The organism is Treponema sp. OMZ 840, assembly GCF_050937815.1.
Lineage (GTDB): Bacteria > Spirochaetota > Spirochaetia > Treponematales > Treponemataceae > Treponema_C.
The window spans coordinates 1-13,215 of the sequence record NZ_JACDIJ010000023.1; the positions used below are offsets into that span (position 1 = coordinate 1).

Annotated in this window: 13 protein-coding genes, 1 tRNA gene and 1 other RNA gene; 10 read left to right on the forward strand and 5 right to left on the reverse strand. The window is 45.6% G+C overall.

All coding sequences use genetic code 11. From position 1 onward, the window contains the following. Window positions 1-270: 270 nt before the first annotated feature. From H0R92_RS13730 to fusA, 4 genes are all read left to right on the forward strand, one after another. Window positions 271-576, forward strand: a complete 306-nt coding sequence (locus H0R92_RS13730; RefSeq protein WP_432966149.1) for a hypothetical protein — start codon at window positions 271-273, stop codon at window positions 574-576. A gap of 56 nt (window positions 577-632) precedes the next feature. Continuing rightward, window positions 633-821 carry a hypothetical protein gene (locus tag H0R92_RS13735; protein WP_432966152.1) on the forward strand — a complete coding sequence of 63 codons (189 nt, stop codon included), beginning with the start codon at window positions 633-635 and terminating at the stop codon, window positions 819-821. Window positions 822-1,050: 229 nt separating this feature from the next. Further along, complete coding sequence (locus H0R92_RS13740; protein WP_432966155.1) at window positions 1,051-2,505, forward strand: AraC family transcriptional regulator; 1,455 nt, start codon at window positions 1,051-1,053, stop codon at window positions 2,503-2,505. Between the two features lie 22 nt (window positions 2,506-2,527). Then, window positions 2,528-4,594, forward strand: coding sequence for an elongation factor G (gene fusA / locus H0R92_RS13745; protein ID WP_432966158.1), 2,067 nt, complete (start codon window positions 2,528-2,530; stop codon window positions 4,592-4,594). Between the two features lie 146 nt (window positions 4,595-4,740). Here the strand turns inward: fusA and H0R92_RS13750 are convergent. After that, window positions 4,741-4,822: transfer RNA gene (locus H0R92_RS13750), tRNA-Leu, on the reverse strand. Between the two features lie 80 nt (window positions 4,823-4,902). On the opposite strand from H0R92_RS13750, the gene H0R92_RS13755 reads away from it, so the two are divergent. Continuing rightward, on the forward strand, window positions 4,903-6,075 hold the full coding sequence (locus H0R92_RS13755) for an MFS transporter (protein WP_432966161.1): 1,173 nt from the start codon (window positions 4,903-4,905) through the stop codon (window positions 6,073-6,075). A gap of 66 nt (window positions 6,076-6,141) precedes the next feature. Here H0R92_RS13755 and H0R92_RS13760 read toward each other — a convergent pair whose 3' ends face one another. After that, window positions 6,142-6,294 carry a hypothetical protein gene (locus H0R92_RS13760; protein ID WP_432966164.1) on the reverse strand — a complete coding sequence of 51 codons (153 nt, stop codon included), beginning with the start codon at window positions 6,292-6,294 and terminating at the stop codon, window positions 6,142-6,144. A 182-nt stretch (window positions 6,295-6,476) separates the two neighbouring features. On the opposite strand from H0R92_RS13760, the gene H0R92_RS13765 reads away from it, so the two are divergent. The 4 genes from H0R92_RS13765 to H0R92_RS13780 all read left to right on the forward strand — a co-directional run bounded on the left by H0R92_RS13765 (window position 6,477) and on the right by H0R92_RS13780 (window position 10,284). Next, complete coding sequence (locus H0R92_RS13765; RefSeq protein ID WP_432966167.1) at window positions 6,477-6,599, forward strand: hypothetical protein; 123 nt, start codon at window positions 6,477-6,479, stop codon at window positions 6,597-6,599. Next, a complete protein-coding gene (locus H0R92_RS13770; RefSeq protein WP_432966170.1) occupies window positions 6,596-6,811 on the forward strand; it encodes a hypothetical protein in 216 nt (71 codons plus the stop codon). Before H0R92_RS13765 ends, H0R92_RS13770 begins: the two co-directional genes overlap by 4 nt. Before the next feature lie 59 nt (window positions 6,812-6,870). Further along, window positions 6,871-7,917: a cation diffusion facilitator family transporter gene (locus H0R92_RS13775; RefSeq protein ID WP_432966173.1), complete on the forward strand. Its 1,047-nt coding sequence runs from the start codon at window positions 6,871-6,873 to the stop codon at window positions 7,915-7,917. Between the two features lie 99 nt (window positions 7,918-8,016). Then, window positions 8,017-10,284, forward strand: coding sequence for a methyl-accepting chemotaxis protein (locus tag H0R92_RS13780; protein WP_432966176.1), 2,268 nt, complete (start codon window positions 8,017-8,019; stop codon window positions 10,282-10,284). A gap of 8 nt (window positions 10,285-10,292) precedes the next feature. Here H0R92_RS13780 and H0R92_RS13785 read toward each other — a convergent pair whose 3' ends face one another. Continuing rightward, complete coding sequence (locus H0R92_RS13785; RefSeq protein WP_432966179.1) at window positions 10,293-11,456, reverse strand: Mbeg1-like protein; 1,164 nt, start codon at window positions 11,454-11,456, stop codon at window positions 10,293-10,295. Window positions 11,457-11,538: 82 nt separating this feature from the next. On the opposite strand from H0R92_RS13785, the gene ssrA reads away from it, so the two are divergent. Beyond that, window positions 11,539-11,890, forward strand: a transfer-messenger RNA (tmRNA) gene (ssrA, locus tag H0R92_RS13790). Window positions 11,891-11,969: 79 nt separating this feature from the next. Here ssrA and H0R92_RS13795 read toward each other — a convergent pair. Beyond that, on the reverse strand, window positions 11,970-12,365 hold the full coding sequence (locus tag H0R92_RS13795) for a hypothetical protein (protein ID WP_432966182.1): 396 nt from the start codon (window positions 12,363-12,365) through the stop codon (window positions 11,970-11,972). A 13-nt stretch (window positions 12,366-12,378) separates the two neighbouring features. Next, window positions 12,379-13,197 carry a hypothetical protein gene (locus H0R92_RS13800; protein ID WP_432966184.1) on the reverse strand — a complete coding sequence of 273 codons (819 nt, stop codon included), beginning with the start codon at window positions 13,195-13,197 and terminating at the stop codon, window positions 12,379-12,381. Between the last annotated feature and the right edge of the window lie 18 nt (window positions 13,198-13,215).

Genomic DNA, 13,215 nt, shown 5'->3' on the forward strand with positions numbered 1-13,215 from the left:
CACAGTATAACACGAAAGGAGCGATTCGGCAATTGTTTGAAAACGGAACATCCTGTTCCGTTTTCAACTTGAGATTTGGATGCGGCGAAACGCCGCATCCAAATCTCATTATCTAGAGCTTTTTTCCGCCGTCCATGGCGGAACATAAAAGATTTAAAATAACGTCGGCTCCGTCGCACATCCTGTCCCGTTTTTAACTTGAGTTTTGGGCTTTGCCCAAAACTCATTACTAACGGCTTTCTGCACATCCGTGTGCAGGATTTAAAACAAATGGAAAGCTGTTTTGAAGACTGCACAAGTTTAACTAAAGCTCCCGCCATTCCTGCAAACGTTACGGATATGCGCTGGTGTTTTTCCGGCTGTACCGCTTTAAAAGGGGTACAGCTTCTGTGTAATTATGACGGTACGGGGGACGAGTTTGTGGAAGTCTTTAAAAACTGCACCTCTTTGGAAGAAGGCGGCATAAAGGTAAAAAATGAGCAGTACGGCGATTACACCGCCGCTGCCGCTCTTGATAATATGAAGGTTCCCGGCGATGACGAGGCGGCTAAAAAAGCAAAGTTCAGCACGTTTTAGGGTTTAAAAACGGGACATCCTGTCCCGTTTTTATGCCGATTAAAGCATTTCCGCACATGGCATACAATCGGACGTCCTGTCCGATTGTATGCAACGAGTTTGCCTACGGCAAACGGTTTGCTCAAGGCAAACTCGCGGTATCTATGGCTGTTCCGGCATCCGTGCCGGGACTATGGAAAGAAATTTTCCGCTTTTCCTACGGAACAGCGGGAATGGCGGGTACAGGGGCGGTGCTATGGTCGTAGCATATAAATATACTGTGGTGTGCGACGGGGTTTCGCGCCCGCAAAATAATCTGCACAAGTGAGGGCGTGCGCGCCCGAACGCGGAAGCCTTTTTGCGGGTCGAGTTCACGTCGCACGCATTCAGTATTGTTTATACAACCTTTTGCACCCGCCCCGATGTGCCCGCCGATTAAAGCAATTTGACCGTTTTCAGTGTACTTTTATTTAAAATATTGATATAATCATCTTCGTGGTAAAAGCTCCGTTTTTCGGTAAAAAACAACATACGCGCTTTTTCTCATTGTATACCGTTGCGGCGGTGATTATTTTTGTACTCCTTGCCGCCCTTATCGAATACGCTGTGCTGTATCGTTCAATCCGCTCTAAAAAAAATGCCTATCAAAATGCCGTTATGCAGGCGGGCGACAGGCTCAATTTTACCATGCGCGAAATGCAGCGTTTGTCGCACATGCTTATGATAAACGCCGATGTGCAGGGCTTTGTAACGCAGGGAACGGTTGAACAAGGCTCGCCGGACATACAAAAAATCATAGATGCCCAACGGCAGCTGTCCTATGTAAAACCCGTTCACCCGGTTATCGAAGACATATTCATCTATTCCAAAACAAGCGATTATCTTTTGGAAGCGGACAACGCCTTTTTCGATATAGATGCGATGTACAGCTCTCTTTTTGAATTTAAAGATTTGAACAGCGGTCAGTGGCGCTCCGAGTACTTGCGTCCCGTCTATATGAATAAATGGATGGCTGAAACCTCCATTACGACAAACGGGGTGAGCCGCAATGTACTCATCTTTTCTCAAACCTTCCCCCTGCAAAATTCGAGCGCCAATACGGGTAAGCTTATGATGCTTTTAAAATCAAGCCATTTCGATTCCGTTATCGAGCCTCTTTTTATATATCCGAAAACGCAGGTTTTTATTGCCGATTCTCAAAAACAGGTTCTCTTTATGCGTGCTCCGAAAGACGCTTCATATGCGCAGTCCGTTATGGAAAGCGTTTTTTTTGACCGAACCGAAACGGATTCTTTTGCTTCATTTACTCATAAAATAAACGGAAAAAAATATCTTGCCTTTGTACGGCCCCTAAAAGCGTCAAATACCTTTTGTATCGTCCTTGTTCCCCTTGCCGATATGCTGAAAGCCGTTGAAGTCCGGCGCTTTGTCCTTCCTCCGCTTATACTTGTGCTGCTTTTTGCCTGCGCATTTTATTTTGTAAAGCTTCCGGCCGGCCGGCTGCGTTTTATGCCTCAACGGGAAGGTTCTTTTTTACAACACGGCGAAGAATCGTTTAAGCCTGTGCAGGATACGGAACCTGAAGCATGCACGGTACAGGAGGCCGACTCTAAAACGGTCGGCCGCATCTTGTCTTACATTGAAGCTAATTATTCAAATCCGCTTTTAAACCTTTCGCAAATGGCCGAGGACTTTAGCATAAAAGAAAACTTTTTGTATTATTTTTTCCGCAGCCGCATTCACAAAAGTTTTGCCCAATATCTTGAAGATTTCCGCCTCGAAAAAGCAAAAAGCATTATAGAAGCCGATATAAAAGAGCCCGTACACACGCTTGCCGAAAAATGCGGCTATGCCAATTCGCAAACCTTCCGCCGCGCATTCAAAAAAAAGTACGGTCTTACCCCCTCCGAATTCAAACAAAGGGTGTTTGCAGAGAGCGGCGAACTGTGATATACTCGCTTTCGAGGTTATTATGTCATTAAAAAACATACGCAATATCGGAATTATCGCCCACATCGACGCGGGCAAAACCACTACCACCGAACGGATTTTATACTATACCGGAAAGATTCACCGTATAGGAGAGATAGACGACGGCGCCGCCACTATGGACTGGATGAGCCAGGAACAGGAGCGCGGCATTACTATTCAGAGTGCCGCAACCACCACCTATTGGCGCGACCGCCAAATCAACATTATCGACACGCCCGGCCACGTCGATTTTACCGCCGAAGTCGAGCGTTCCCTTCGCGTCCTTGACGGGGCGGTTGCCGTTATCTGTGCCGTAGGCGGAGTTCAGCCCCAAACCGAAACCGTATGGCGCCAAGCCGACGAATACCGCGTACCGCGGTTGTGCTTTGTCAATAAAATGGACAGAACGGGGGCGGATTTTTTCGCCGCAATGGAAGACGTAAAGCAAAAGTTCGGCGCAAAACCGCTAGCCCTCCAGCTTCCCGTCGGCTCGGAAAGCAATTTTGAAGGCGTCGTAGACTTACTGCGCATGAAAGAATACCGCTTTGACCCTGCCGATGAAGGTGAAACGGTTATCGAAAGCGATATAGCCGCCGAACGCCTTGAAGAAGCAAAACGCTGGCGCGAAAAAATCATCGATGAAACCTCTTCATACAACGACGAAATAGCCGAATTGTTTTTGTCGGGCGAAGAAGTTCCCCTCGAACTTTTACAAAAAGAAATCAGGCGCGGCACTGTCGAGCGCTTTTTTATACCCTTTTTATGCGGTTCGGCCCGCAAAAACTGCGCCGTTCAGCCCCTTATAGACGCAATAGTCGATTATCTTCCCGCTCCGGACGAAGTTCCCGCCGCCGTCGGTACTCAGGTAAAAAAACAGGAACGCATCGAAATTCCCTGCTGCGAATCGGGAAGCTTGAGCGCCCTTGTCTTTAAAATTCAGTATGAGCGTGAAGCCGGAAGCCTGTGCTATGCGCGCATTTATTCGGGAAAAATCAAAACAGGCGAGCAGGTGTTTAACGTCGGCAAAAAAAAGCGCGAACGCGTAAACCGCATTTTGCGTATGCACTCGAATAAAAGCGAAGCCGTGGACAGCATAGGTGCGGGCGATATAGCCGTTCTTATCGGCTTAAAGCTTGCCCAAACCGGCGACACCCTCGGAAACGAGGGCGCTCCCGTCCTTCTCGAAAACGTGAGCTTTCCTCAGCCGGTTATTTCGGTTGCCTTGGAACCGGAAACCCTGTCCGACCGCGATAAGTTAAAAGAAACCCTCGACATCTTATCCAAAGAAGACCCGACCTTTACCTTCCGCGAAGACGCGGAAACCGGCCAGCTTCTTATTTCCGGCATGGGAGAGCTGCACCTTGAAGTCCTTGTTACGCGCATGAAAGAAGACTTTAAAGTGGCCGCCCGCGTGGGGAACCCCCAAGTTACCTACCGCGAATCGGTGGGCTGCGAAATGTCTCACAGCGAAGTGTATTCAAAAGTATTGGGCGGAAAAGAGCAAACGGCCGGCATTACCCTCCGTGTCGCCCCCGCTTCCGAATCGGATGCGGCAGGACAGAATTCTTCGGAAGATAATACCTATATCTGTACCGCCGATACGGACGGCATCCCCGAAGAAATCGTCGAAGCCGTCAAAAACGGCATATGCAACTCTTTCGGCGCGGGCATACGTTACGGTTATCCCTGTACGGGTATATGCGTTACCGTAACAGGACTCGACTATAATGAGCTTACTTCAACCCCCTTTGCCTTTGAAGCATGCGCCGCGGCCGCCTTTGAAGCCGCCTGCGAAAAAGCCGACCCGCAGGTATTGGAGCCGGTTATGAATGTCGATATCGTCTGTCCGAAAGAATTTGTCGGAGATGCAATGAGCCTTCTTACCCAAAGGGGCGGCCTTATTCAAAGCTTGGAATCCAAACCTTCTGCGGAAATCGTCCACGCCCAAGCGCCCATGGAAAAGATGTTCGGCTTTTCGACGGGCTTGCGCTCGGTAACGCAGGGCAGGGCATCGTTTAGTATGGAATTCTGCCGCTTTCAGGTAAAGGCGGGCGGTTTGGGTTATTAGGGATAATCGGGGCCGCCGAGCTTGAAAACTGCGGGCGGTTTGGGTTATTAGCTGCGCGGTCAGTCAATCCGTACGCCGCTAAGCTCTGCGGTGCATAAAAAAAAAGGACTGTTCATAAACCGACGTTTTAGAACAGTCCTCTTTTATGCGGGAGACCAGACTTGAACTGGCACAGCTCGCGCCACTAGCACCTCAAGCTAGCGTGTCTACCAATTCCACCACCCCCGCGGGTGTGCTGCATTATAACGCAACGAAAATTACTATATCAAAAACGGGATTTTCTGTCAATCCCGTTACAAGGTTGTTTTATGAATATGATGATACCTTCTTTTTTTCTTTTTTCGATGTATGCATGCGTAAACGTATGGCTTCCGCTTTTTTTGCGCAATATGAATTATTCGGTTACGCAAGTAGGCTTACTGCTTTCAATCTTTGAAATCTTCGGTGTCATCATCCCCTTTTTTACGGGAAACATTCCGGCAAAAAGCGGAAAATACGGTTTGTTTTTATGCGTCAGCGGTCTTATCCTCGCTCTGATTCCGGTTCCTCTCTTTTCGATACCGCTTTTCGGCATTACCGCCCTGTGTTTAGGCCTTTATGCCGCATTTATCAAAGGAGCGGTTCCCGTTTCAGATACCTTTATTCATGTACTGCTCGGTACAAAAAGCGATTTATACGGCCGCATCCGCGCGGTAGGCTCTTTGGGCTTTGTGTGCGCCAATATGATTATGCAGCGCTTTATGCGTATCGACAGCATAAATACCCTTGAAACGATTTTATGGATGAGCGTTCCGGCTATTATTTTTGCCTTGTCACTCGTTTTTATCCCCGGTCTTTTAAAGCCCGTTTTCGTATCCGCTGTCCACAGCAAAGGCAAACGCAAAACATTCGGCAGCAGACGCGGCGGCTTTTTTAATCAATTTTCTTCACGCTATTGGCTCGTTTTAGCGCTGATTTTTTTAACGATATTCGGACAAGTTCCTACCTCGCGATTTCTTTCCATGTATGTAAAAGAATATCTTCACAGCGATGCTGCCGGCCTTTTATGGATTGTCAGCGCATTGAGCGAAATTCCCTTTATGTTTTTTTCGAGCCGCTTTATACGGCGTTGGGGAAGTTTACGCCTTATTTTGTGTGCAGCCTTTGTTTCATCCGTGCGTAATGTTATGTATGTGCTTTTTCCCACCGTATGGGGTGCCGCCGCCGCTCAAATGTGCAACAGTATTACCTTCGGCTTATTTCATCCGGCAGCCGTTATGTTTGCCGCCGCTCAAGTCCGCCGCGCCGAAGATACCGTATTAAGCCAGCTTTTGTATTCGGTCGGTACCATAGGCATTGCAAGCGTTTTGGCAAGCGCGCTCGGCGGCTTTGTTATAGACCGTTTCGGGTATCCCTTTTTGTTTATCTCGTATTCGGCCTTTCCCCTTGCGGGCATTCTCCTGTTCGTTATTTTTAATAAAAGAACCAAGCCGGCGGCATAAAAGAACGGATAGGGAGCCCGATAGAGGAGGGGGAGCGGCCCTATCCGCTTGCAGCTCCCCCTCGCTTCAGCTGCGATTTAAGCTCCCTTTTCGCGCATCTTCCGCTGCCCCCTCGCCCCGGATTTCAGCGGCAAGCCGTTTTGCCCGTTCTTCGTTTTCCGGACGCACGTACAAATACCGGATATACGGACTGTAATCGGGGTTTATAACTTGGCACATATTGATTTTATCTCCGCAGGTGCAGGCAACCTCCGTTTACACCCAGCTTGAATCGTATTTGATACCGTTTTTTTTAAGCAGCTTTTTCAGTTTGAAATCTTTGTTTTTAAGCTTGTATAAACTCACATAGGCTTATCTACTTTTTTATGATATAATATTCGATGTAATGAGGAGGATATTTTATGAAAATAAAAGACATCTTACCCATAGTTGAACAAGAATTACGTGATGAATATGGTTTTAAAATCGATGACTTTCGTCTGGAAGAACTATATCCTCTTGAAGGCCTTATATTCAGCCTATGACAGTTTCATTTTTAATACCTGAAGAAAAACCTAAAAATTTATTTACTGCAACGGCTTTAAATTTACCATATACCCGCATTTATAAGAAAATTGATTTTAATATGAATGCAGGAAAAATAGCTCAAATGAGGATGTTTACAGAATATATGGATATTCCTCTTTTAGATTTTAAAGGTATTATAAATCAACATCCTTATTTTAAGATAAAATGATACATCTCCACCCCAATTTAGCCCTTGCACTTTCTCGGCGCACACAGTATACTGTCTAAATGCCGACGGTAGAACATCCGCAATGCCGTGAGCCTCAAAACTGTCTTAAAACGGCTCAAATAAGCTCTGAAGAAACAAAACGCCTTAAACTCATACGCCTTGCAGGTATTATCGCCCTTGCAGGAAATTTGATTTTATGTTCCGCCAAGCTCTGTGTCGGTTTTATAAGCGGAAGTCTTGCCGTTTTGGCGGACGGTTTGGATTCGGCAGGCGATGTCGCCATTGCCTGTATGACATTGATTGTCAGTGTCGTTATATCGCGCCCCTGTGATAAAGATCATCCTTGGGGACACGGACGGGCCGAAACAACCGCTACGATGGCCTTATCCTTTATTATCTTTTTTGCAGGTTCGCAATTAAGCATTTCCGCCGCAAAAAAACTGTATGAAATTATCCGCTACGGAGTGCAGGTTCCCGTTCCCTCTCTTCCGGCCATTGTTGTAACCTGTATTTCCATTGCGGGGAAAATACTGCTTTCATATTCCCAGTGTGTTATCGGAAAAAAAGCGGACAGCCCTATTATATGTGCAAATGCGCAAAATATGCTTTCGGATGTGATTATCTCCGCCTCCGTTTTAATCGGCATCGGATGCGCCGTCTTTTTTAAGCAGCCCGTCTTGGACCCGCTCGTTGCTCTTTTTGTCGGCTTGTGGATTATAAAAAATGCCGTATTTTTATTTCGGGAAATCAATATCGAACTTATGGACGGCAATACCGACGAAGAACTCTACCGCAAGCTTTTTGAAGCAATCCGCTCGGTTGAGGGAGTCACAAACCCCCACCGCGCGCGTATTCGGAAAATGGCCGCATATTGGGATGTCGATTTTGATATAGAAGTTTCGCCCGATATGAGCGTCCGCGAAGCTCATGAAAAGGCCGAAGCCGTTTCCGCGGCCGTAAAAGCGGTTATCCCGAATATTTACGACATTATGATTCACGTAGAGCCTGCCGGCCTTATATGCGAGTATGAACAAGAAGGGTTCGGTTTATGCGAAGCGGATATAGACTGTCCTTGTAAATCGAACGCCGGGCCGCATAAAAAATAGGATTAAAAAAATATTGAAAATTTGAAAATCATATGCTATTATTTTGATTACAAAATAATAGTTTTTTTTTAGCTTGTTCTGTAGTACATCGGAGTTTATATGAAAAAGTTTTTTAGCAGCGTTCTAACCCTTGTATGCCTTATGTTTTTTATGCACATCGGCTATGCACAAACGCCGTCCGTACAAAACGGCCGTATCGATTTGCGAAAATGGAACTTCAGCGCCAATGCAGCGATTGAATTAAAGGGAGACTGGGGCTTTTTTTGGAACGAATTTTTGCAAACTTCAAAACAAGCTTCGGATTTTATGCATGTGCCGGGCGTATGGACGGCTGAAAGCAAAAACGGAAAAAAATATCCGGATTTCGGTTATGCAACCTATAGTTTAAAAGTTTTATTGCCTCCGGATGCATCAAACCTTTCTTTATATATCGAGCAGCCCATGACGGCCGTTACGGTTTTTGTAAACGGCAAAGAATTGGGAAAAATAGGAAAAACGGGAAATACAAAAAATACCTATACGGCTGCGGCCAAAAACCGGAATTTTCCCCTGCCCGACGATTCTCCGGAGCTGGACATTGTAATTCATGCTTCAAACTTTGATTATTCCAGATCGGGTTTATATAATTCGGTAAAAATCGGAAAAGAACACGTATTAACTTCGCGTATTTTGTCTGCGGCCGTTATCGAATCTATCTTATTCGGCTTTGCCTGTGCCCTCGGTATATATCATTTAATTTTATTTTTGTTCCGCAAAACGGAAGTCAGCTTATTGGCTTTTTCGCTTTTTATATTTATCGTCGCCGCACGAATGCTTGTAACCGGTTCTTTAATCGGAACCGAGCTTTTCGGATTTTCATGGCAAACCAATATTCGTATCGAATATTTTACCTTTGCGGTTATGATTGCGCCGGTTTTGTTTTATTTGCGTGTTTTATATAAAAATGAAGTGAATACAGTAATTATGGGTATTTGTATCGGAGAAGCCCTTTTGTACGGTTTAATTTCTCTTATTACGCCGCCGATTTTTTTTACCTCGTTTATCTTATTTCATCAAATTATTTGTCTTGCCGAAGCTTTGTACATTATCGTTATTATTGTCCTTTTGATAAAAAGAAAGCGGGAAGGAATACGCTTTATCGTATTCGGTTTTTGTGCATTGATTATTGCCGGTGTCTTGGATGTGCTTTCCGGTATGATGATTATACGGCTCACCAATATGCTGCCCTTCGGGTTAACTTTATTTTTAATCGTACAAGCGATTGCCCTTGCATGGAAATTCAATATTGAAAAACGTCAGAGCGACAAAACGAGTGCAAAACTTGTCGATTATTCGGGAAAGCTAAAAGTTTTATTCGATGAAATTAAAAATGCCGCCTCCGATTTAACCGAGGGCGACAAAATCCTAACCGAAAATATGGAAAGAGCGGCCGGATCTTTTGAAAAAATATCCGATTATGTTGAATTTGTTTTAAGCGAAATCTCGGTTCAGCAAAAAACACTCGGTGAAAGCGAGCGGACGACCGGACAATTAAACGATTTTTTAAATAATTTGAATATGCAAATATCCGAACAAAGCGCAAAATCCAAACATGCGGTAAGCAATTTATCGGATTTAGTGGAAAACACGAAAATTCTTACTGAAAAGTTCGGCTTGATTGAAGATAATTTTAAAAATATTTCCGATGCGAGTGAAAAAGGCAAATCAAACTTAAGTAAAATGGCACAAATCATCGATGAAGTAACTACCGGTTCAACTTTATTGCTTGAAACGAATTCGCTTATTACACAAATAGCCGAGCAAACAAACCTTCTTGCAATGAATGCGGCAATCGAAGCGGCTCATGCAGGAGATGCCGGTAAGGGCTTTGCGGTTGTAGCCGAAGAAATCCGCAATTTAGCCGAAAAATCTTCGGAAGAAGCGGACTCGACGGGAAAAATCATAAAAAAGATAACCGCCGCCATTGCCGATTCGGCTTCCGCTTCAAATATTTTGGAAGAAAGTTTTGCAAATATAACCGAAAAGGTTGACGGTTTTAGAGCGGTGCTTGCCGAAATATCGAATTTTATTGTGCAAACAAATACGCAAAGCGCAAGTATGGAAGGTTCGCTTAAAACCGTATTGGCCGAAATGGATAATTTGCAAAATGAAAACAATACGTTGGCGCAAACCCGTCAGCAGTCGGTAAGCGGTTTTAGACAGTTAACTGTTGCTACGGAAAAAGTAAACGGCGAAATAGATGCTATGATTAAAAGTATAACGGAGCTTATACATGTTTTTGAGCAAACAAAGTCCGCTCAAGACAGAACCAGAGAAACCGTTTCGCGTTTAAAAAAGCTTACAACCGAAAGCGAAGGCGGGATATAAAAATCTCCTTATTTCGGCAGCCCCGTTTTGATGTTTTGCTGTTCATCTTTTGCGCTGCCCGATAATAAGTCGCCTATACCGGGCATATTAAACCGCACGGCTTTTAAAAACAGCTTAAAAATGCGGAATATATTATCCTTTGTTTGTGCGTCCATATTATGCAGCATTTTGATTGAAGCTGCCGACGTTTGAAGCCATCGATTTTTTAATTCGGTAAGCGTCAAAGCTCCCGCCGAACCGGCCGCTTTAAATAGGAGGTTTATAAATTCGGCACGGGAATCTTTCGGTACTTCTTTAAGCCATGAGGCAACGGTGTTTTCGGCAAACAAACTTTCATCGCTGCGTTTTTCAAGCGTTGCAAAGTTTTTTCCGTGAAGCTGCCATGAAAAAACATCATGCTGGCTTACGCCGTTTGTTTCGGTACTTTGGACGACTCTATGGCTTTGCGAATGCTGCAGGAGAATGCCTACTACGGATGACTGGGGAACAAAGCATTCGGCTTTTTTAAATGCACGTTCCATATCGCCGCGCTTGCAGGTGTCAGAATTGAACCCCGGCCCGTCAAAGCAAAAAATCTTTTCAATTTTTTTAAAGATTTGTTTCGAGCAAAAAGCCGCCGCATAAACGGCTAAATTTCCTCCCTTTGAGTGTCCGGCCGTATACAGTTTTCCCCTGCACTGTGTGTGTGCCCGTTCCAAATAGTCCAATGCCGCCTGTTGGGCGGGAACCGGATCGTAGACGGCCATATTAAAATCTTCTTTCCAGCCGATAAGGGTATCGTCGGTTCCGCGGTACACAATGCAGTGTAATCGGGGCGATACGGAAGCGGTAAAGGCCGCAAATTGCTTTTCTTCTTTTATATCGATATCGTTTACAAAACCTTTAAGCATAATATCGCCGAAACGTATCGAAGCTCCCGCCGCTTCCAATAAATCGGCGGAACGCGGATTTATAAAAACGCCTAAATCTTTTGAATCGTCGTTTATATGGCGCAAAGCATATTTTTTCGCCGCCTCTTTTATTGTAATACCCGATTTAAAATCTTCGGGAACTATTCGGTCAAAATCGATGTATAAAAGCTGGCACAAAATCAATGCGTCAATTTCGTTAAAAGGAGACACTTTAAAAGGAATATCCGCCCGCCATAAAATGTAATCGCTTATATCGGCCATAAAGCAAATATAACAAAAAAAGAATGAAAATACAATCGAATACTTGACTTTTTCCTCCAAGGGCGGTATCTTTATGCCGATTGGGGATGCACCGGTTTCGACGGGTGTGTTTGAGGTCTCGAACTGCAGGTGAGGACGTCTTTCCTCCGAACAGACAAAAACTATAATTGCCGATTTCGACAATTCTTACGACTACGCCTTAGCTGCGTAATCGCGGGATACGGGCTGCGCCGCTCTGAGCGGTTCGATATCCTGACGCTGATCAGAGCTTGCTTTGCAGGGTTTCCGGTACCTGCACGGGACTTTTATCGGAATACGGAAACGACGCTTGCGGTGCTGCTACCGTTTCCCGACAAATACCTCGCACCGATAAACCTGTAGATGTTCCCGATCCGCTCATTCGGACGGGGGTTCAATTCCCCCCATCTCCAACCTTTGGATAAAATAGGGCTTGTAATTTTTTGTGGTATAAGTAATTGCAAGAACTTAAAAACGACTTTAAGCCCGTGTATACTAAACGTCCGCAAAAAGGTTATGGGACGATACAGGGAAAATTTTACTCTCTACTTCCGTCGCCGAAAAAACGGCGAGAAAATCTGGTACTACAAATTTTTTATCATAAAGTGTTTGCACCTTTGACACATCGAAACTCTGCGAGAAACCCTCAATGCTTCTACTTGTTTCTATGCGCCCATCTGCGGCTTTATTCCGTTCGGCTTCGTACAAGGTTTCTGCAACCATACACGCCGCCTTGTCGAACCCGTTTTCTTCACGAACGGCAATAAACGGAAGCTTTGAGCGCACAAAGGCGCAGGCTTCCGTCTTGTGCCGGTTAAAAGTGTTTTCGTCGGGAATGACGGCACGCCCCATAGCGTCCGAGTAAAAACTATATGTAACGTGTTCAAACATTCCCGACCCCCTGTTATGCCGTTTCTTTAATTTGAACGGCGACCGCCTTGGTTACCTTGTGTGCGTAAACGATACGTCCTTGTACGGCCGAAGCGCCGATGTAATCACCGGAACCGCTCAAATCCTGCACCTTTACCGGGACCGCCCATTCTTTTATACGAGTACACCAGTCGGGGTGCCCCGCAATAAACTCTGTTTTGTTCGGTAAGGTAACATCTTCAAACACGGTAAAACCTGCGATTCGTCCGACCGCGCCGGTCTGTACCACATCGTCTCCTAACGAAGTGGCCCGCACAAATTCGGGACACAACAGTAAAAGCGCGTATGTTTCGGGCGATACAAGCGCATAGCGGCCGGTACTCGGAATGTTCGCCTTTGACATAATTGTTCGGGTTTTTACAAAAGCCTCGTAAACGTTGTTTTTTGTTAATGCCGTTTTATCGGTCATTTCCGTACCGCCTGCGACAAGGGCGGCCGTGCTATCCGAGTTCACCTGTAAGGCAAGCGAATAACCTGCGCTATCGAGCCTGTCGGCTACGAGGTTATCGGGAACCGCCGCCGCGTCGAATCCGTCAATCAATTCGTTGACGGCGTAATCTTTGTCAATGGGAACCTTCAAATAGGTCGTGGCTCCGTGCGTTTTGTTTACGCCCGTTTGCTTATTATAAGCGGCGACCGTTACTTCGGTGTCGCGCACGGGCACGTTTACCGATCCCGCTTTCGGGTCTCCCTCGTAGCGGTTATTCCAGACAATACCGTCTTTTTGCACCAATGTCGCCCGCAACTTTAAGTCAACAAGCGAGCTGTACCGTTCCTGTGCTGTATGTGCCATAAAAGCACCCCCTAATCA